Genomic DNA, 16,867 nt, shown 5'->3' with positions numbered 1-16,867 from the left:
TAACATGGAAATTAAAATCGGCAATGAGTTTGTTATCACCAGCGATAACCTGCAATTCATTCTCAATACGGTGAAGGTTGGTAAAACAGGAAAAAGCGAAGGTCAAGAGCGTTACGAGGCTCTCGGCTATTACCCTACGATTAACCAGCTTGTAAACGGCCTTATTCATCACAGCGTCCGCAATTCCAGTGTTAATAGCATTGCATCATTGGGCGCTGAAATTGGTCGCATTGGCAACCTGTGCCAAGAGGCTTTTGCTGCATGTGAGGCGGCGAAAGTTCAATGAGCCAAGCGGCTAACGCCTACGCTTACCCATGGAACGAACCGCGCCCGGCTGTTGCCGGGCCGGTAAGACCGCTTACCCGTGAGGAACTCGCTCAGGGGCAAGCTGTTTTAACCAATATCCGCCGCCTGCCGCGCTTCCTCAGCGCCATGTTCCTGACGCGTTACACCAACTTGCTCAAGAGCAAAGGGTTGCACGACGCCAACAAATGGCTGGTATTCCAGTTCGATCGCCGCATCTGGCCGCGCCTGCAAACGGTGAGCGCCAAGAACGCGATGAACCTCGCCGCGTCAATGCGGTTTTCTGCTGAAGTCGATAACTATGCAGCTCTACCCGGCATGGATGACAAAGAGTTACGCCGCCTTGCCGATCGCGTGGCCGGTCAGCTTCTGCAGAATTACGCAGATTACTGCGATGAGTTTGTGGCGGAGAACGGCGGCGACAATGCCGGGCTTTTCGAAGATGCCACCCAATCAGAATTCTATGGCCGCATTGCCGGTATGGCGCGCGCTTTTAACATCACCCCGATGCACTGGCGCAAATACCGCAAAGGCAAACTGGATGCCCGGTCAGCGATTGCCAGTTTGTCACGGTTGGTTAATTCCGAGTGGTGGGAGCGCCAGTTGAAGGCCCAGCGCACGCGCTGGCGCGAGGCGTTGCTGATCGCCCTGGGTAATGTGAACCGCGGGGCGTCGTCGTATGCCAGTAAGCAGGCTATTCGGGATGTAAAAGCGCGCCGCCAGTCCAATTTTGATTATCTGAACAGCCGCGAGCTTGAGAACGTCGAAACCGGCGAACGCTTCAGCCTCATCGACAAGGTGATGGCAAGTATCTCTAACCCGGAAATTCGTCGTATGGAGTTAATGGCGATGATCGCCGGTGTTGAGCAGGCCGCCGCTATCCGTGGCGATAAAGGGATGTTTATCACCATCACCACCCCATCCAAATATCATCCGACGCGCGCCGTCGGCAAGAACAGCCCGAAGGTGCATTTTAATCACAAATGGGATGAAGAGGCGTACACACCAAAAGACGGCCAGCGCTATCTTGTGAAGCTGTTTAGCAAGATCCGCACAGCGTTTAAAGATGCGGGCCTGCAGGTCTACGGCGTGCGCGTTGTCGAACCGCACCATGATGCGACGCCGCACTGGCATATGATGCTGTTTACCTCCAAACAGCAGCGCCAGCAGGTGATCGACATCATGCGCCGTTATGCCATGGCTGAAGATGGGGACGAGCGCGGTGCCGCCAAAAACCGGTTTGACTGCAAGCACCTGAACAAAGGCGGTGCTGCGGGCTATATCGCCAAATACATTGCAAAAAACATCGACGGCTACGCGCTGGACGGCGAACGCGATCATGAAACCGGCGAGCTGTTGACTGATACAGCAGCCGCCGTCACCGCGTGGGCGTCAACATGGCGTATCCCTCAATTCCACTTTATCGGCCTGCCGTCGCGCGGCGCATGGCGTGAGTGCCGGAAGATCCGCTCTGTCAGTCTGGCCGATGAGTTTGACGAAACCGTTGAGGCGGTGCGCGCTGCTGCTGATGCCGGTGACTTTGCCGCTTACATTCTGGCGCAGGGTGGCCCTAACGTTGCCCGCGACGATCAGACTGTGCGTGTAGCCCGCAGGGTTGCCGACGAGCGCAACTCCTATGACGAAGAAGTGCAGAAAATCGCGGGGATTTTTGCTCCGCACATCGGCGCCGATCGCGTTTATGAAACCCGTACCACGCAATGGCGCATTGTCGCGAAAGCCGTTGCCGTTGAGCCTTTGACTTTGAAAAGCGCCTCCGGCGCGCCTCGGAGTCCTGTCAATAACTGTGGGTTGGTCGGCAGCGGTGGTGCCGAAAATACGCAGGATGGGGAGCCTGTAGAGGCCGTGGCGGTGATGGAACACCATACAGACACCCCAATTGACTGGGATGACATGACCGTTGCACGGTCTGTTATGACGCGTTTACGGGCAAATGCTCCGCAGATAAACAGGCAGCAAAGGGGAATTGATCCATATAAGCGCGTAGAGCCTGCTGCATCGGCCAGATTGACCACCGCTGAGTGCGATCGTGTAACCAGAATTTACTCAGAGCTGACACTACATGGCATCGAGCCGACGCGCTGGGAACTTGAGGCACTGGCGCGCGGCGCTAAAGTCAAATTTGGTGATATTTCAATGCACTATCCAGCGGTTAGCGATTGGGCGGGCTTCCAATAATTTCTTGCGCAATTAAACCTGATAGGCATATACTGTATATGCATACAGTAATTGGGCATCGGAGGGAAAGGGTGCAAGCAGTGGATGAAGTGGTTGTTTTAGAAAGAATTGAACTCATCGCCCGTCTGGGAGTTTGTTATGAGAGCCAAGCAAAAGATAAAGATATTGCACTGATATGGATTTCAGAATTGGCTGGGGAGATAAGCATTAGTGCTAAAACCGAAAATTTTTCTGATACAAATATTTGTGCTCTGAACCGGTGAGTCACTAGTTCCGTATGGCAATAAATGTGACAGAAAGACATTGATTAACGGCCATCATATCTCTATAATTCGCGCGCTTTTGATTGACGTCTTATACCGGTTTAAGTTAGCTTGAGTTATGTTAATCATGCAGCGTGCTAGAAGTGTTGCGGGAGGGAGTATGTATAGCTCTGAGCAAATCGCTAACAAATTCATAGAGCTTGGGATCTCAAATGGGCGCCCAATCACCCCAATGCAAGCCCAAAAACTCACTTACATCGCCCATGGTATTTCGCTTGGTCATAGAGGAGTTGGGTTACTGCAGGAACCAATCAGCGCATGGCGTTATGGGCCTGTGACACCATCGCTTTACCATTCTCTAAAGCATTTTGGTTCTAACCCAATAAATTGCAAGGTGCCCGATAACTCGTATTTCATGCCTGATCCGAGCCTTGAAGCTTATGCTAATCAAGTTGTTAAAGCAGTGTATGATACTTATGGTGGGTACAGCGGAGAGGTCTTATCAGAGTTTACTCACCGTCAGGGGACACCTTGGTATCAGACCTATCATGCTGGGCAGAGCATTATTCACGACTCACTGATAGACAGCTATTATAAGAGGCTTATGGCGCAAGACCGATCTTGCATTGGGCTTTAAGCATCTTTAAGATTAATCCCGTTTATTTGAACGGGATTTTTTTATGTCTGAATCTGAAGCTTCAAAATTAAAACAAGAAACTAAAGCTACGGAGCGGGCTGTTACGGGGGTTGCCCCGCTAGGAAAACTACCAGAGCCTCCCCCCCACTTCATGGTCCCATACGACCAGCAGAGTCATGTGCATCAGATAGTCCCGATAAAACAAGCGAAGAAGATGAATTACAAAATGCTTGGTTATCGAGCCTGGATTCTAGGGTTAAATTAATTGAGGCTAGTGCTTCTGCCGCTGTTAAACATGCTGAAGCAGATGGAAAGCATACTGATAATTCGCTACGTAAAGATATGGCTGATAAAACCTTCTGCTTTATGGAGCGGTGGTGTGCTTTCGTGGCATTGATACTTTTTATTTATGTTGCAAAGCATGATGGCGATCCACCAACAGAAGTCATTTTGGCGTTGTTAGGAACATGTACTATTAGCATTATTGGACTGGTTGGATTTGTTGTCAGTGGCCTTTTTAAAAGTGCCAAAGCAGAGCAAAAATAAGTTGCATGCACATAGTGCATGAATCTGCATGATGATCCGGTGTTATTTTTACCCCCGTAGCGCCAGCAGTGGCGCGGATCGCGCCGGATCATGCAACTGCATTAAAAGCGACACATAAAGCGCGCAGGCGAGGCGGGGATAGCATTGCGCGCAAGCCGTGTTGAACCCCTCCCCAAAGAGCCGCCAGCGTCCCGTCACGGCGATTTATCGCAATACTTGCATGAGAATGAGGTGTGATTTCGTGGCGCCATGGTGGCGCTCTCAGGCGCTTGCAGCGCACTGCATAACATCGCCAATTAATGACACCAAAAAATGACACCAAAATATTCTTGCAGTGGTGTCATAAAGTGATACTATAAACCCCATGAACAAACGACACCAAAAAACGCTGTCAGATGTGTTTACCCGGCCTGTCAACGGTTCTATAAAGTGGTCTGATATTGAGGCGCTTTTTACCGCATTAGGGGCGGAGATTCACGAAAGGGAAGGTTCTAGGATCGCGGTGCTGTTGAAAGGTGAAAAAAGAATCTTTCACCGGCCACACCCCAGACCTACCACTGACAAGGGGGCGGTTAACTCCATTCGGATCTGGTTGGATAGCTTAGGAATAAAACCATGATGAATAACACACTGAAAATTGACGGCCATACGGCCGTCATCAACTTCGACCCTGAAATTGAAATGTTCCGGGGCGAGTTTGTCGGGCTGAACGGCGGCGCCGACTTCTACGCCTACAGCGTGGACGAGCTGAAGAAAGAAGGCGCGATTTCACTCGCGGTCTTTCTTGATGAGTGCCAAAAAGACGGCATCGAGCCTTACAAGTCGTACAGCGGCAAAGTAACCACCCGCCTGTCGCCGGAACGCCATCAGGCGTTAGCCATTGCCGCACAGGCCACCGGGCAGTCGATTAATGAACTGCTGAATGAAGGTGTCGATCTGGTTATCGAAAAGCATTCCTGAATAAGCAGGCACAAAGTCGCCATAATGGCGACTTTGTGCCATAAAACGGATGCTGATAATTGAGTGTGGTTTACATATCTAAATCTATTCGGTACAACTTATTAAACAAAAAGTAATAGTGCAATATGATAAGTTCTCGAAGGAATAATTTGAGCTGAGAGGCGGAGGAATGGACAAATTAGTAATGATTAGAAGAGCATCTGTACACGATGCTGATAAATTAGGTGTGGTTGGTCCCGCTGCTTATGCAGCGACATACCATTATCTGTGGAGTGACTGCGTTGCTCTGGCTCATCAACTTGATACTTTCAGCAAGTCAGCATTCTTAACGCTCTTACAGCGGGAAGAATCAAGCCTGTGGGTTGCCGAAATTGCGGGCGAAATTGTTGGTTTTCTTGCAATGCTAATCAATTCAAAAAATCCAATTACACATGATACTAGCGGGGCAGAAATTTCGAGAATCTATCTACTTCCAGGTAGTCAAAAAATGGGGATTGGGAAGCAGCTTTTGAATGCTGCACAAGAATACGCGAATAAACTTAAACTGACGCATATGTGGCTTGATGTGATGGAGTCAGCCACGGCGGCAAGAGGGGCATATTGCAAGTGGGGTTTTTCAGAAATAGGGTGTAAAAAATTCTCTCGCCAAGTAAAAGAAAACTTTTCTAATATGCTTGTCTTGAGTATAAAATTAAATACTGAAAAAAATTAAGCCGCCAATCACTGGCGGCTTTTTGCTTATTCGGTCGGCAACGCATACGGCGCGAATCTAATCACTTCTTCCCCGATCCAGTCGTTCACCTCCTTCATGCGCTCTTGCAGCGGCGTTAGCTCGTTGCGCACAAACACCTGAGCGGCCTTTTTCACATCCCCGAAGCCGCCGGTATTGTTCGGGATAATCCCCATCATCTGCGGCGGTACGCGGTGCGCGCTCAGCAGATCGTCGCGGCTGGCGTTCTTGATGTTGAAAAAGTCGTCTTTGGTGGCAACCTCGGACAGCGGCAAAATCTTAATGCCGTCCGGCTTACCATTCGGGGCGTACATGAACAGATTGCGGAAGTTCCCCAAGCCCTTGGTGTCGCGCATGGCTTGGCGCATCCTGTCAACGTCGCTTGTACTTTGCGCGGCGTCGGTCATATACAGGATGTAACCGGCATGCGCCCCGTTCTGGTAATACTTACGACGGAACAGCGTCGCCGCCTCGTTTAGCCAGGCGGAGTTAAGCGCGCTGAGGTACTCCGGCAGGCCGTACAGTTCCTGATTGATGTCCGGCTCAATCAGGTGAAAAACGCTGTCGGTCTTGAAGCGGTGCGCCTCTTTCCAGTCCTGCACAAACCAGTAAGCCCCGCGCTCCACACCGCGCCGTGTGTACTTGGCCGGGGAGGATTTCAGCTGCAGCGGCGCGCCGAGCCGGTTTTGGCGCTCTTCTAAATAGGCGTTGCCGAACACCAGATAATCCAGCGCATAGCGGCTAAACTCCTGCTGACTTAACAGCCGGTGTGGGATAAACGTTGACGCTAAAATGTTGCGCTTAACGTACATTGGCGAGCTGTGATGCACGGCGGCGCGCACGCTGCGCGCCAGCCCGTCGAATGAGATCGGCGGCTCGTACCACTTGCCATTGGTCGTGCATTCGATGTAATCCAGAATTTCCCGCTTATCCAGCACCGCGGACGGCTCGCCAAAGGTAAACGCCTCAAAATCCTGCTTCTGCTCTGCTGTTGGGGCTGGCGCCGGTGTGGTAAATGCCTTGCGGCCTTTGCGTTTGCTCATCAGTAAAACTCCAAAATGTTCGGGCTGCTGTGGCCGCTGCCTGCGGTCAGCGGTTCGTTCAAGAGGGCGTGCATGATTGCCCACGCGACATCGGCGTGGCTGGCTTCTTCGCTGCGGCTGGCGGTGTAGGTGGAACGCGCGCCGCTGGCGGTCATGGTTTTGCGGATCGCCATAAAGGCGGCGGTGATGTCGGTGTGGCTGGTGTCGTATTCCAGGCAGCCGCGCCCGATGGTGTCTTTTGCCTTCAGCACCATGGCGGTTTTGATTTCCGGGGTGTATTTGATCTCCCGCGCGGCCGGGAAGAACTCGCGCACCAGCTGGAAAACGCCTTGGCCGACGGTGGTCGCATCGATGCCGATATACTCCACGCAATATTTTTCGGTCAGGTCTTTTATCTTCTGGGCCTGATCGGCAAAGTTCATGCCCTGCCACTGGTGGCGCTCGAGCACGCGGAACTTGCCCCCGGCCACCATTGGCGGCGCGATCACCGCGCACCCGGCGCTGTCGCCGCCGTTGGCTTCCGATGGGTCGTAGCCGATCCACACCGGGCGATAACCGAACGGCCGCACGGCGTATGGGTTGAAGTCCTCCCACTCTTCCAGCGTATCGACCATGCAGCCTTGTAGCTCGGCGAACGGGAATACCGACGCGGTATCGTCCACAAACTCACACATCAGCAGGTTCTGATACTCTGCCGGGCTGTATTCGAGCGACAGCTGATCGAGGTCGAACAGGTTACAGCCGCCGGTCAGCGCATCCTCAACCGTGACAATCTGGCGCCATTGTCCATCACCGCACAGCACGCCTTTTGACAGGTGACTGTGGCTGAGGTCGAGCTGAACGTGATCGGCTTTGCTGCGGCGGCCTTTGTTGAACAGTTCCCCTGACCAGAACGGATAAGCGGAGTGCGCCAGACTCGACGGCGTGGAAAAGTAAGTAGTGCGCCACCGCTTGTGCAGCGACATTCCGCTGGCGACTTTGCGCAGCTCCTGAAACTTCGGGATCCAGAAATACTCATCCAGATACAGGTTGCCGGTGTAGCTCTGCGCGGTGCGCACGTTGGTGCCGAGGAACATCAGGCGGGCGCCGTTCGGCAGCACCATCGGATCGCCTTTCAGGTCAACCTCGACCAGCCGCGCAAAATCAATGATGTAATTGCGGAACACATGCGCCTGCGCCTTACTGGCCGACAGGAAAATCTGATTGCGGCCGGTGGTCAGCGCATCGAGCAACGCTTCGCGAGCAAAGAAGAACGTGGCGCCGATCTGGCGCGATTTCAGGATGTTACGGATACGGTGTTGTAGCCCGGCGCGATACCACCCCATTTGATATTCGAAGGTGGTTTCCGTGAAGATGCTTTGTAGCTTCTCTACGGCGGCCTCGCTGAACACGTTGCGCTCGGCGGGCTTGCGCTCGCCTTTGTTGCGGTTGGCGACGTTCGGGTTTAAGTCCGCCTCGTTGCCGGTCGCCGAATAGCGATTGACCCGCGCCAGCCGTTCAATCTGGCGGCCTAACAGGTCGATTTCTTTGAAGTCTTTCCCCTCCTTGACGTCTTTCATGATGAGCTGAATCAACCGCGCTTCCATGCTCTGTTCCACGCGGGAAATGGGCGCGATGTCGTCCCATTTATCGCGCAGTTTCCAGCTCTGCACGGTCGGCCCCTTGAGGTTCAACGTTTCCGCAATTTGGCGCACAGAGAAGCCCTGCCAGTAGAGCAAGGCAGCTTGGCGGCGCGGATCGCTGATAATGGTTGTTGCCGGTGTCGTATTCATGCCGCCAAGGCTACGAAAGCACCGGACGACTCGCATTAAGCCCTTGTTGTGCCTCAGATCTTCCAACCGCAACGCGTTGAGACGCGGTGCCATTCCCCCGAAACTAGCCCCGAACCCAATCACCACAACCGGAGCCGTTTACATGGCAAAGAAAGTTACTAAGTTTTTCCGCATCGGCGTTGAAGGCGACACCGTTGACGGCCGCGAGATCGGCGCTGCGGATATTCAGCAGATGGCCGCGACCTACAGCCCGAAGGTGTACGGCGCCCGCATCAACATGGAGCACATCAAGGGGATTTTGCCGGATGGCTATTTCCGTCGTTACGGCGGCGTGGTTGAGCTGAAGGCCGAGAAAATCGACGAGCCGGACGAACCGCTGTTGCACGGCAAATGGGCGCTGTATGCCAGTCTGGCCCCGACCGCCGATCTGGTGTCGATGGTCGGCGCGGGCCAAAAGGTGTTTACCTCGATGGAGATCCGCCGCGATTTCGCCAAGACCGGCAAGTCGTATCTGGTCGGGCTGGCCGTCACCGATGATCCGGCGAGCCTTGGCACTGACATGCTGGAGTTCAGCCGCCGCCACGAGAACGTCGAGTTCTCCGCGCCGCTGGAAGTCTGTTTCGATTTTGAGCCGGTCGCTGACCCGGAAACCTCATTCTCTGCCCGCATCAAAGCGATGTTTAGCCGCAAGCAGGCCACCGACGATGTGCGCTTTGGCGAGATGGAAAGCGCGGTGATGACCGTGGCCGAGCAGTTGCAGGAAGCGGACACCCGCTTTACCGAGACATTCGCTGCACTGAGCGAGCAGGTAGCCGACCTCAGACAACAGGTAGAAACCGGCAGCAATGCGTTCAGCGTGCTGCAAGCCCAGCTTTCCACCTCGGAAGATTTCAGCCAGCAGGCCCGCCCAGAGGCCACCGGCGGCAATAGCGCGCAAGACGTGCTGACCGACTGCTAAGGCAGTCACACCCGATAAAACCGAACAAAAACAGGAAGAAAAATGCGCAAGCAAACTCGTTTTAAATTTAATGCTTTTCTGTCTCGCCTCGCCGAACTGAATGGCGTAGCGACCGGCGATCTGGATAAAAAATTCAGCGTTGAGCCGTCCGTCACGCAAACCATCATGACCCGCGTACAGGATTCCTCGACGTTCCTGACCCGCATCAATATCGTGCCGGTTAAGGAAATGAAGGGAGAGAAAGTTGGTTTAGGTGTGAGCGGCTCCATCGCCAGCACCACCGACACCGCCGGCGGCGATGAACGCGAAACGGCCGACTTTGCCTCGCTGGATGCAGAAGGCTATTTCTGCCAGCAGGTGAATTACGATTTCCACATCCGCTACAACACCCTTGACCTGTGGGCCCGTTATCAGGATTTCCAGACCCGTTTACGCGATGCAATTGTTGAACGTCAGGCGCTTGACCGCATCATGATCGGCTTTAACGGTACTCACCGCGCTAAAACCTCCAACCGCGTCAAATTCCCGCTGTTGCAAGACATCGGGCCGGGCTGGTTGCAGAAGTACCGCGAGAATGCGCCGGGCCGCGTGATGAATAAAATCGTGGGTATGGACGGCAGTGTGGTGTCTGAAAACATCCGCGTGGGTGCCGGTGGCGATTACGCCAACCTCGACGCGCTGGTGATGGATGCCACCAACACCCTGATTGCACCTTGGTATCAGGAAGATCCGGAGCTGGTAGTAATCTGCGGTCGTCAGTTGCTGGCCGACAAGTATTTCCCGCTGGTCAATCAGGAACAGCCCAACACCGAAGCGCTGGCCGCCGATCTGATTATCAGCCAGAAACGCATCGGCAACCTGCCTGCTGTGCGTGTGCCGTACTTCCCGGCGGATGCGCTGCTGATTACGCGCATGGATAACCTGTCGATCTACTGGCAGGAGGACACGCACCGACGCCATATGGTGGAAAACTCGAAGCGTGACCGCATCGAAAACTATGAATCCATCAATGAGGATTATGTGGTGGAGGATTACGCCTGCGGCTGTCTGGTGGAGAACATTAAGCTGTTACCGACGGAACCAAAAAAAGATGAAATCGCCGAGCTGGCCGAGGCCATTGTTAAGGCGGTCAAAGTAGCCGCCGCACCAGCGGAGCCTGCCGCTGATACCGAGGTGAAAGCCCCGGAGGAAGCACCGGCAGACGACAAAGCGAAAGGCGGTAAATAACCATGACCAGCCCTGCCCGCCGTCACCTTATGCGCCAGTCAGCGGTCGAGGCCGCGCAGCGGGAGAATGACCCGCTGCGCCACGCCAACGGCTATGAACGGATGATGCTTAAACTCAATGAAGATAAGCGAAAGCTCAAACAGGTGCGCTCACAAGAGCGTAAGGCCGAACTCAAGCGCCAACTGCTGCCGGACTATGCCCCCTGGGTTGCCGGTGTGCTGGCCGAAGGTCGCGGCGCGCAGGACGCCATTCTGATGACGGTCATGATCTGGCGTCTGGATGCCGGGGACATTCCCGGCGCGCTGGACATCGCCCGCTATGCGCTGCGTTACCAGTTGGCGCCGCCGGGCAATTTCGCGCGCTCCACGCCATACCTCATCGCAGAAGACGTCGCCGAGTCTGCCACCCGCGCCTTTGAGGCCGGGGAGCCGGTCAACATTGACCACCTCACGCAGACGATGGAACTCACCGACGCAGAAGACATGCCCGACCAAGTGCGCGCCAAGTTGCACAAAATCACCGGGTACGTCTTGCGCGCGGCGGGCAGGGCTGAACTGGCATTGAACCACCTTAAGCGTGCGCTGCAGTTGCATAACGGCTGCGGCGTGAAAAAAGACATTGAACGGCTGGAGCGGGCAATACGCACCGCCGCCAGCCGCTGACAGAACGCGCCCCGCGCCGGGCGGCACGACGGCCGCGACAGGTTTCACCTCGTCAACGCCGTCGTCCACCGCCCCCTAACTTTCTGAGGTCATATGAGCACCGTTGTGATCCAACGGCCACGCCCGGACGCGCCAGCACCGCGCCCGGAGGATGAGCCGATCGTTAAAAACGTCTTTTTCTGGCCGGACATTGACCCGGCGGACGTGCGCGACGTGATGCGCATTGAAGGCACAATCACCGCCCCGCGCCTGCGGCTGGCAATTAAAAGCGCGATCGCGGAAGTGAACGCCGAGCTGTTCACTTTCCGCCGCGACCAGATGGCCGACGGCTATCAGCGGCTTGAGGATGTGCCGGGCGAACAGCTCGACGGCGAAAGCGTGCGGGTGAGCGAATACCGCAACGCGGTCAGCGTAATGACCATGGCGACGCTCTCGGAGCAATACCGCAGTTTCGACACCACCGCCACCGGCGGCCGCCGGGCTGATGTGATTGAAGCCTCGATCGGTGAGCTGTGGCGCAACGCCCGCAACGCGATCAGTAACGTGGCCGAGCGTAGCCACTGCATCATCGGGCTGCTCTGATGAGAGTCTACGCCCTGCAGGGCGACACCGTTGACGCGATTTGCTGGCGCTACTACGGGCGCACGCAGGGCGTGGTTGAGCAGGTCTATTCGCTAAATGAAGGGCTGGCCGCTGCCGGGGCGATTTTGCCCCACGGCCACCCGGTTGAGCTGCCGGACGTGACCGCCGCGCCGCAGCGTGAAACCGTCAATTTATGGGATTAAAAACATGGAGCGCATCACCTCATTTTTAGCCTACGCGGTGGCGATGTTCCTCGCGTGGATCGGCAAATATTCACCGCAGGACATCGCCTTTATGGTTGGCGCCGCCGTGGGCGTCGGCACGTTCCTCGTTAACTGGTACTACCGCCGCAAAAGCTACCAGCTGTTGAACAAGTTAGGCGTCAGCCGGAGGGTTTACGATGAACTCAATCGCTAAACGCTGCAGTGTGGCCGCCGTGCTGGCGCTGGCGGTGCTGCTGCCGCAATTCAGCGCGCTGCAGATCTCTGAGGCTGGGTTGCGACTGCTGGCCGATTTCGAGGGCTGTCGTTTATCCCCTTACCAGTGTCAGGCGGGTGTCTGGACAAGCGGCATCGGCCACACGGCCGGGGTAAAGCCCGGCAAGGTTATCAGCGAGCGCCAAGCCGCCGTTAACCTCGTTGCCGACGTATATCGCGTGGAGCGCGGCATAGGGAGCTGTATGCCTGTCACGATGCCGCCGCCGGTTTATGACGCGGTGGTGTCCTTTGCCTTTAACGTCGGCGTTACCGCCGCCTGCGGCTCTACGCTGGCCGGTTTCATCAAGCGGCAGGACTGGCGCAGCGCCTGCCAGCAGTTGCCGCGCTGGGTATTCGTCAACGGCGTCAAATCGCCGGGGCTGGAACGGCGCCGGGCGGCGGAGCTGGCCCACTGCCTGATCGGGGCCGCGCCATGAGCCGCGCGATCGGGTGGTTTCTGGTGCTGGCGCTGGTCGCCGCCGGTTGGATGAAATGGCAGGTTGTCACGTTGGGGGAACGGCTGGAAAGCGCCCGGCAAGAAAATGGCCGGATAGCGGCGGCGCTGGCGGATACCCGCACGGCGATCGACACGCTGCAGGCGGCCGCCGGTCGGCTGGCGCAGGAAGAGGAAAAGTTAAGGGACGATCTCGCCGCCGCGCACCGGCTGGCACTGACGCGCGAGCAGAAAATACAGAGGTTACTCAATGAAAATCAGCAATTACGCGATTGGTTTAACACTGCTTTGCCTGCTGATGTTGCCCGGCTGCACCAGCGCCCCGGCTTCACCGGCGCCGCGGATTATCTACGTTGGCTGTCCGAAAGTGAGTCTGTGCCAAATCCCGGCGAGCCGCCCGGCGACTAACGGCGATCTGAGCGCTGATATTCGCCAGCTTGAAAACGCCTTGGCGGCCTGCGCAGTGCAGGTCGAAACGATAAAACACTGTCAGGAACAACACGATGATAAAACCGCAACAGCTCCGCGCTGAGCTGACACGCTGCCTGCCGTGGCTACAGCGCAACCCTGAAAATCTGCAAGTGCGGGTAGAACGCGGCAATGTGGTCGCCACGCTTGCCGCCTCGTTGTCCCATGAGTATCGCTATACGCTTAACCTGCTGTTTTTGGACTACACCGGCGATCTGGATTTAATCATGGTGCCGATTCAGGCATGGCTACGGGAAAACCAGCCGGACATCATGGCAACGGAGGAAAAGCGCCGCACCGGGATCACCTTTGCGAGCGACTTTAACAACAACGGCTCTTACGACTTCAGCGTGTCGCTGCAGCTGACCGAACGTGTTTTGGTGCTCGAGCAAGGCGATGGCGCGTTGCATGTTGAGCACCTGCCGGAGCCGCCGTTACCGGAGGACGTGACGCGGCCGATGCAGCTCTTTGTTCACGGCGAATTAGTGAGTGAATGGCATGAGCGAGCTTAACCCCTTTGACACCCGGCTTGCCGGGCTGATTGCCAAGCTGTCGCCGCAGTCGCGTAAGTCGCTGGCCGTTGCCGTGTCAAAGCGACTGCGCGCCGGTCAACAGCAACATATCAAACGCCAGCAGGCACCGGACGGCACACCTTACGCGCCGCGCAAAACTCGACTTCGCAGCAAAAAGCGCCTGCGCGATCGGACGATGTTCTCCAAGCTGCGCACGGCCCGCTACCTGAAAGCCCAGGGCAACAGCGATGCGGCCGTGGTTGAGTTTGTCGGGCGTGTGAAACGCATGGTAAACGTTCACCATTACGGCCTGCGCGATCGGCCGACGCCGCACAGCGAGGCGGTAAAATATGAGGCCCGTCCGTTGCTGGGATTTGGCCCGGATGACGTCAAAATGATAGAAACGGCCGTGATAGAACACCTCGCAGAATAACCCCCTGTTGTGCCTCCTGCCTTCCAACCTCATCGCGTTGTCGCCGCCCGCGCCGGGCGGCATCCTTTAAGCCATGAACAATCAACACGACATTTTGCGCCTGCTGCGCAACCTGATCCGCATCGGCACCGTGAGCACCGTTGACCTTGATAACGGCCTGTGCCGCGTCGAAACCGGCGGCAATCTTACCGACTGGCTCAACTGGCTAACCTGTCGCGCCGGGCGTACTCGCAGCTGGTCGGCGCCCTCGGTCGGTGAGCAGGTGCTGATCTTTGCGCTGGGTGGCGAACTCGATACCGCGTTTGTACTGTGCGGCATTTTCTCTGACGACTTCCCGGCCCCGTCTGCGTCGGCGGATGCGCTGCATATCGCGTTTCCGGATGGCGCGGTCATCGAGTATGAACCGGAAACCGGCGCGCTGAGCGTGTCCGGCATTAAAACCGCTGACGTGCAGGCGTCGGAGTCCATCACCGCCAGCACCAAAGTGGTGATCGTTAAGGCTGAAAAAATCACGCTCGATGCGCCGGAGGTGGTCTGCACCAACAAGCTCACCACCGGCACGCTGGACGTGCAAAAAGGCGGGGCGATGCGCGGGAACATTGAGCATAGCGGCGGCTCGTTCTCATCCAACGGAGTTGTTGTTGATACGCACACCCACGGCGGCGTCCAGACCGGCGGCGGGAGAACCGATGAACCCTCATGAGGACACCTGTATGAAAACCCTATCAGTAATTTTGGCCGCTCTTGTTTCTCGATTGGGTGCTGCGATTGCCTTATCGGGTGCTGTCATGCTGGCTCTTAATGGAGTGTCCGGCTGGGGCTGGTTCCTGTTTATCGGGCTGCTGCTGTCATGAACAGCGCCAAATATATCGGCATGAACCGAGGCACCGGCCGCACGCTGACGGACATCGAGCATATTCGCCAGTCCGTGGCGGACATCCTGATCACGCCGCAGGGTTCGCGCCCGATGCGCCGGGCTTATGGCTCGTTGCTCTCTGAGCTGCTCGACCAGCCGCAGAACGACGCGCTGCGCCTGCAGATTATGGCCGCCTGCTACAGCGCGATTTTGGCGTGGGAGCCGCGCGTCAAGCTGACCGGCATCGCTTTTAATACCACCTATGACGGCAAGATGGTGATCGACATCACCGGCACCCGCACCGATGCCCCCGGCGCGCTGTCGCTGTCTGTTCCTGTGAGCTGAAACCATGGCAACGATTGACCTTTCACAGCTGCCCGCGCCGATCGTCGTTGAGGTGCTGGATTATGAAGACATTTTGGCAGAGCGTAAGGCGACGCTGATTTCGCTTTACCCGGAGGAACAGCGGGAGGCCGTCGCGCGCACACTGGCGCTGGAGTCGGAGCCGATCGTTAAGCTGCTGCAGGAGAACGCCTACCGCGAGGTGATTTTACGCCAGCGCGTCAACGATGCCGCAAAAGCGGTGATGCTGGCGTATTCCACCGGCGAAGACCTCGACCAGCTCGGCGCCAACTCCAACACGCCGCGACTTGTGATCACTCCGGCGGATGAGAGCACCATCCCGCCGACACCGGCAGTTATGGAAGCGGATGAAGATTACCGCCTGCGCCTGCAAGACGCGTTTGAGGGGATGAGTACGGCCGGTTCGGCCGGTTCCTACCGTTTTCACGCCCGCTCGGCCGATGGCCGGGTGGCTGATGTGACGGCTATCAGCCCATCACCGGCTAACGTGACCGTTACCGTGTTGTCACGGGACGGCGACGGCACCGCCAGCCCCGAATTGCTGCAGGTTGTTCGCGATGCGCTGAATGATGAGGATGTGCGCCCGGTCGCCGATCGGGTCATCGTGCAGTCGGCCAAAATAACCCGCTATGGCATTGATGCCACGCTGTTTCTCTATCCCGGCCCGGAGGTTGCGCCGATCCTCACGGAGGCGAAACAACGTTTGCAAAATTATGTGCTGACCATGCGCCGCTTAGGCCGCAGCATCCGGCGCTCCGGCATCATCGCAGCGCTGACCGTAGAAGGTGTTGAACGTGTTGAGGTTGCTCAACCGACCACCGACATCGTGCTGGATAAAACGCAGGCGGGTTACTGCACCGGCGTGAAAATCACACCGGGGCGCGCCGATGACTAACCGCTTATTGCCTGTCGGCTCATCACCGCTGGAAGTTGCCGCCGCTGCCGCGTGTGCCGAGCTGGAGCGCGTGCCGGTTCCCCTGCGTGATTTGTGGAACCCGAAAACCTGCCCGGTGCATCTGCTGCCCTATCTTGCGTGGGCGTTCTCTGTCGATAGATGGGATGAGGCGTGGCCGGAGGACGTGAAGCGGGGCGTGGTTTCGGCTGCGTTCTACATTCACCGGCACAAGGGCACCATCGGCGCCGTGCGCCGCGTGGTGGAGCCGCTCGGCTACCTGATTAACGTTATCGAATGGTTCCACACCGACGGCGCCGATCCGCCCGGCACCTTCCGGCTGGATATTGGCGTGCTGGAAACCGGCATTACCGAGGAAATGTATCATGAAATGGAGCGCCTGATCGCCGACGCCAAGCCCCTGAGCCGCCACCTGATCGGCCTCAATATTTTGCAGGATATCCCCGGCCGGATTTACACCGGCGCGGCCGCCATTGATGGCGATGTTATTACCGTTTACCCCGGATAAGAGAA

The 16,867-nt window shown here is 56.6% G+C and carries 26 protein-coding genes; 24 read left to right on the top strand and 2 right to left on the bottom strand.

Annotated features, from left to right (window positions below; translation table 11 throughout):
• Window positions 1-4: 4 nt before the first annotated feature.
• From ACMGG9_RS20470 to ACMGG9_RS20435, 8 genes are all read left to right on the top strand, one after another.
• Entirely contained in the window at window positions 5-286 is a 282-nt protein-coding gene (locus ACMGG9_RS20470; protein WP_060438897.1) for a DUF5405 family protein, read from the top strand.
• Window positions 283-2,499, top strand: a complete 2,217-nt coding sequence (locus ACMGG9_RS20465; RefSeq protein ID WP_414161685.1) for a replication endonuclease — start codon at window positions 283-285, stop codon at window positions 2,497-2,499. The genes ACMGG9_RS20470 and ACMGG9_RS20465 overlap by 4 nt, the downstream gene beginning before the upstream one ends.
• An 80-nt stretch (window positions 2,500-2,579) precedes the next feature.
• Window positions 2,580-2,762 (top strand): hypothetical protein, encoded by a 183-nt coding sequence (locus ACMGG9_RS20460; protein ID WP_414161684.1) that lies wholly within the window; start codon window positions 2,580-2,582, stop codon window positions 2,760-2,762.
• A gap of 160 nt (window positions 2,763-2,922) precedes the next feature.
• Complete coding sequence (locus tag ACMGG9_RS20455) at window positions 2,923-3,399, top strand: Panacea domain-containing protein (protein ID WP_197788820.1); 477 nt, start codon at window positions 2,923-2,925, stop codon at window positions 3,397-3,399.
• Window positions 3,400-3,741: 342 nt separating this feature from the next.
• Window positions 3,742-3,945 carry a hypothetical protein gene (locus ACMGG9_RS20450; RefSeq protein ID WP_414161683.1) on the top strand — a complete coding sequence of 68 codons (204 nt, stop codon included), beginning with the start codon at window positions 3,742-3,744 and terminating at the stop codon, window positions 3,943-3,945.
• Window positions 3,946-4,309: 364 nt separating this feature from the next.
• Entirely contained in the window at window positions 4,310-4,564 is a 255-nt protein-coding gene (locus ACMGG9_RS20445; RefSeq protein ID WP_414161682.1) for a type II toxin-antitoxin system HicA family toxin, read from the top strand.
• Window positions 4,561-4,905 carry a type II toxin-antitoxin system HicB family antitoxin gene (locus ACMGG9_RS20440; RefSeq protein WP_227414634.1) on the top strand — a complete coding sequence of 115 codons (345 nt, stop codon included), beginning with the start codon at window positions 4,561-4,563 and terminating at the stop codon, window positions 4,903-4,905. The genes ACMGG9_RS20445 and ACMGG9_RS20440 overlap by 4 nt, the downstream gene beginning before the upstream one ends.
• Window positions 4,906-5,074: 169 nt before the next feature.
• On the top strand, window positions 5,075-5,617 hold the full coding sequence (locus tag ACMGG9_RS20435; protein WP_414161681.1) for an N-acetyltransferase family protein: 543 nt from the start codon (window positions 5,075-5,077) through the stop codon (window positions 5,615-5,617).
• 26 nt (window positions 5,618-5,643) lie between these two features.
• On the opposite strand, the gene ACMGG9_RS20430 is transcribed toward ACMGG9_RS20435, so the two are convergent.
• Together ACMGG9_RS20430 and ACMGG9_RS20425 are read right to left on the bottom strand one after the other, a co-directional pair.
• Window positions 5,644-6,678 carry a phage portal protein gene (locus ACMGG9_RS20430; RefSeq protein ID WP_277497007.1) on the bottom strand — a complete coding sequence of 345 codons (1,035 nt, stop codon included), beginning with the start codon at window positions 6,676-6,678 and terminating at the stop codon, window positions 5,644-5,646.
• Window positions 6,678-8,450, bottom strand: a complete 1,773-nt coding sequence (locus tag ACMGG9_RS20425) for a terminase ATPase subunit family protein (protein WP_103101123.1) — start codon at window positions 8,448-8,450, stop codon at window positions 6,678-6,680. The genes ACMGG9_RS20430 and ACMGG9_RS20425 overlap by 1 nt, the downstream gene beginning before the upstream one ends.
• Before the next feature lie 142 nt (window positions 8,451-8,592).
• Between ACMGG9_RS20425 and ACMGG9_RS20420 the strand changes: the two genes are divergently transcribed.
• The 16 genes from ACMGG9_RS20420 to ACMGG9_RS20345 all read left to right on the top strand — a co-directional run bounded on the left by ACMGG9_RS20420 (window position 8,593) and on the right by ACMGG9_RS20345 (window position 16,862).
• Window positions 8,593-9,408: a GPO family capsid scaffolding protein gene (locus ACMGG9_RS20420; protein WP_414161680.1), complete on the top strand. Its 816-nt coding sequence runs from the start codon at window positions 8,593-8,595 to the stop codon at window positions 9,406-9,408.
• Window positions 9,409-9,450: 42 nt separating this feature from the next.
• Entirely contained in the window at window positions 9,451-10,635 is a 1,185-nt protein-coding gene (locus tag ACMGG9_RS20415) for a phage major capsid protein, P2 family (protein WP_414161679.1), read from the top strand.
• 2 nt (window positions 10,636-10,637) lie between these two features.
• Window positions 10,638-11,297, top strand: coding sequence for a terminase endonuclease subunit (locus ACMGG9_RS20410; RefSeq protein ID WP_033649039.1), 660 nt, complete (start codon window positions 10,638-10,640; stop codon window positions 11,295-11,297).
• A 93-nt stretch (window positions 11,298-11,390) separates the two neighbouring features.
• Window positions 11,391-11,879 carry a head completion/stabilization protein gene (locus ACMGG9_RS20405; RefSeq protein WP_414161678.1) on the top strand — a complete coding sequence of 163 codons (489 nt, stop codon included), beginning with the start codon at window positions 11,391-11,393 and terminating at the stop codon, window positions 11,877-11,879.
• On the top strand, window positions 11,879-12,082 hold the full coding sequence (locus ACMGG9_RS20400) for a tail protein X (RefSeq protein WP_015379118.1): 204 nt from the start codon (window positions 11,879-11,881) through the stop codon (window positions 12,080-12,082). The genes ACMGG9_RS20405 and ACMGG9_RS20400 overlap by 1 nt, the downstream gene beginning before the upstream one ends.
• A gap of 4 nt (window positions 12,083-12,086) precedes the next feature.
• A complete protein-coding gene (locus ACMGG9_RS20395; protein ID WP_031231709.1) occupies window positions 12,087-12,296 on the top strand; it encodes an HP1 family phage holin in 210 nt (69 codons plus the stop codon).
• Window positions 12,280-12,792, top strand: coding sequence for a lysozyme (locus ACMGG9_RS20390; RefSeq protein WP_414161677.1), 513 nt, complete (start codon window positions 12,280-12,282; stop codon window positions 12,790-12,792). The genes ACMGG9_RS20395 and ACMGG9_RS20390 overlap by 17 nt, the downstream gene beginning before the upstream one ends.
• Window positions 12,789-13,217: an Rz-like lysis system protein LysB gene (gene lysB, locus ACMGG9_RS20385; protein ID WP_414161676.1), complete on the top strand. Its 429-nt coding sequence runs from the start codon at window positions 12,789-12,791 to the stop codon at window positions 13,215-13,217. The genes ACMGG9_RS20390 and lysB overlap by 4 nt, the downstream gene beginning before the upstream one ends.
• Window positions 13,108-13,341, top strand: a complete 234-nt coding sequence (lysC, locus tag ACMGG9_RS20380; protein ID WP_414161675.1) for an Rz1-like lysis system protein LysC — start codon at window positions 13,108-13,110, stop codon at window positions 13,339-13,341. The genes lysB and lysC overlap by 110 nt, the downstream gene beginning before the upstream one ends.
• Entirely contained in the window at window positions 13,313-13,789 is a 477-nt protein-coding gene (locus ACMGG9_RS20375; protein ID WP_414161674.1) for a phage tail protein, read from the top strand. The genes lysC and ACMGG9_RS20375 overlap by 29 nt, the downstream gene beginning before the upstream one ends.
• Complete coding sequence (locus ACMGG9_RS20370) at window positions 13,776-14,222, top strand: phage virion morphogenesis protein (protein WP_414161673.1); 447 nt, start codon at window positions 13,776-13,778, stop codon at window positions 14,220-14,222. Before ACMGG9_RS20375 ends, ACMGG9_RS20370 begins: the two co-directional genes overlap by 14 nt.
• A gap of 73 nt (window positions 14,223-14,295) precedes the next feature.
• Window positions 14,296-14,925, top strand: a complete 630-nt coding sequence (locus tag ACMGG9_RS20365; protein ID WP_414161672.1) for a phage baseplate assembly protein V — start codon at window positions 14,296-14,298, stop codon at window positions 14,923-14,925.
• A gap of 10 nt (window positions 14,926-14,935) precedes the next feature.
• Entirely contained in the window at window positions 14,936-15,076 is a 141-nt protein-coding gene (locus ACMGG9_RS20360) for a hypothetical protein (protein ID WP_154231760.1), read from the top strand.
• Window positions 15,073-15,423: a GPW/gp25 family protein gene (locus ACMGG9_RS20355; protein WP_033639346.1), complete on the top strand. Its 351-nt coding sequence runs from the start codon at window positions 15,073-15,075 to the stop codon at window positions 15,421-15,423. The genes ACMGG9_RS20360 and ACMGG9_RS20355 overlap by 4 nt, the downstream gene beginning before the upstream one ends.
• Window positions 15,424-15,427: 4 nt before the next feature.
• Window positions 15,428-16,336 (top strand): baseplate assembly protein, encoded by a 909-nt coding sequence (locus tag ACMGG9_RS20350; RefSeq protein ID WP_342133969.1) that lies wholly within the window; start codon window positions 15,428-15,430, stop codon window positions 16,334-16,336.
• On the top strand, window positions 16,329-16,862 hold the full coding sequence (locus ACMGG9_RS20345) for a phage tail protein I (RefSeq protein ID WP_414161671.1): 534 nt from the start codon (window positions 16,329-16,331) through the stop codon (window positions 16,860-16,862). The genes ACMGG9_RS20350 and ACMGG9_RS20345 overlap by 8 nt, the downstream gene beginning before the upstream one ends.
• Window positions 16,863-16,867: the final 5 nt, after the last annotated feature.

Origin of the sequence: Serratia sp. BNK-10, from assembly GCF_047456065.1 — a bacterium.
In the GTDB taxonomy this organism is placed as follows: Bacteria; Pseudomonadota; Gammaproteobacteria; order Enterobacterales; family Enterobacteriaceae; genus Serratia; species Serratia ureilytica.
Note: the sequence above shows the minus strand (reverse complement) of the source record. Positions and strands in the feature narration are given on the sequence as shown.

Bases quoted from the DNA above. Each gene is read 5' to 3' on its own strand.
- ACMGG9_RS20445 (WP_414161682.1), top strand. From the start codon at position 4,310: ATGAACAAACGACACCAAAAAACGCTGTCAGATGTGTTTACCCGGCCT.
- ACMGG9_RS20370 (WP_414161673.1), top strand. From the start codon at position 13,776: ATGAGCGAGCTTAACCCCTTTGACACCCGGCTTGCCGGGCTGATTGCC.
- ACMGG9_RS20395 (WP_031231709.1), top strand. From the start codon at position 12,087: ATGGAGCGCATCACCTCATTTTTAGCCTACGCGGTGGCGATGTTCCTC.
- lysC (WP_414161675.1), top strand. From the start codon at position 13,108: ATGTTGCCCGGCTGCACCAGCGCCCCGGCTTCACCGGCGCCGCGGATT.
- ACMGG9_RS20435 (WP_414161681.1), top strand. From the start codon at position 5,075: ATGGACAAATTAGTAATGATTAGAAGAGCATCTGTACACGATGCTGAT.
- ACMGG9_RS20425 (WP_103101123.1), bottom strand. From the start codon at position 8,450: ATGAATACGACACCGGCAACAACCATTATCAGCGATCCGCGCCGCCAA.
- ACMGG9_RS20375 (WP_414161674.1), top strand. From the start codon at position 13,313: ATGATAAAACCGCAACAGCTCCGCGCTGAGCTGACACGCTGCCTGCCG.
- ACMGG9_RS20390 (WP_414161677.1), top strand. From the start codon at position 12,280: ATGAACTCAATCGCTAAACGCTGCAGTGTGGCCGCCGTGCTGGCGCTG.
- ACMGG9_RS20355 (WP_033639346.1), top strand. From the start codon at position 15,073: ATGAACAGCGCCAAATATATCGGCATGAACCGAGGCACCGGCCGCACG.
- ACMGG9_RS20345 (WP_414161671.1), top strand. From the start codon at position 16,329: ATGACTAACCGCTTATTGCCTGTCGGCTCATCACCGCTGGAAGTTGCC.
- ACMGG9_RS20410 (WP_033649039.1), top strand. From the start codon at position 10,638: ATGACCAGCCCTGCCCGCCGTCACCTTATGCGCCAGTCAGCGGTCGAG.
- ACMGG9_RS20470 (WP_060438897.1), top strand. From the start codon at position 5: ATGGAAATTAAAATCGGCAATGAGTTTGTTATCACCAGCGATAACCTG.
- ACMGG9_RS20365 (WP_414161672.1), top strand. From the start codon at position 14,296: ATGAACAATCAACACGACATTTTGCGCCTGCTGCGCAACCTGATCCGC.
- ACMGG9_RS20440 (WP_227414634.1), top strand. From the start codon at position 4,561: ATGATGAATAACACACTGAAAATTGACGGCCATACGGCCGTCATCAAC.
- ACMGG9_RS20420 (WP_414161680.1), top strand. From the start codon at position 8,593: ATGGCAAAGAAAGTTACTAAGTTTTTCCGCATCGGCGTTGAAGGCGAC.
- lysB (WP_414161676.1), top strand. From the start codon at position 12,789: ATGAGCCGCGCGATCGGGTGGTTTCTGGTGCTGGCGCTGGTCGCCGCC.
- ACMGG9_RS20360 (WP_154231760.1), top strand. From the start codon at position 14,936: ATGAAAACCCTATCAGTAATTTTGGCCGCTCTTGTTTCTCGATTGGGT.
- ACMGG9_RS20350 (WP_342133969.1), top strand. From the start codon at position 15,428: ATGGCAACGATTGACCTTTCACAGCTGCCCGCGCCGATCGTCGTTGAG.
- ACMGG9_RS20400 (WP_015379118.1), top strand. From the start codon at position 11,879: ATGAGAGTCTACGCCCTGCAGGGCGACACCGTTGACGCGATTTGCTGG.
- ACMGG9_RS20415 (WP_414161679.1), top strand. From the start codon at position 9,451: ATGCGCAAGCAAACTCGTTTTAAATTTAATGCTTTTCTGTCTCGCCTC.
- ACMGG9_RS20430 (WP_277497007.1), bottom strand. From the start codon at position 6,678: ATGAGCAAACGCAAAGGCCGCAAGGCATTTACCACACCGGCGCCAGCC.
- ACMGG9_RS20455 (WP_197788820.1), top strand. From the start codon at position 2,923: ATGTATAGCTCTGAGCAAATCGCTAACAAATTCATAGAGCTTGGGATC.
- ACMGG9_RS20405 (WP_414161678.1), top strand. From the start codon at position 11,391: ATGAGCACCGTTGTGATCCAACGGCCACGCCCGGACGCGCCAGCACCG.
- ACMGG9_RS20450 (WP_414161683.1), top strand. From the start codon at position 3,742: ATGGCTGATAAAACCTTCTGCTTTATGGAGCGGTGGTGTGCTTTCGTG.
- ACMGG9_RS20465 (WP_414161685.1), top strand. From the start codon at position 283: ATGAGCCAAGCGGCTAACGCCTACGCTTACCCATGGAACGAACCGCGC.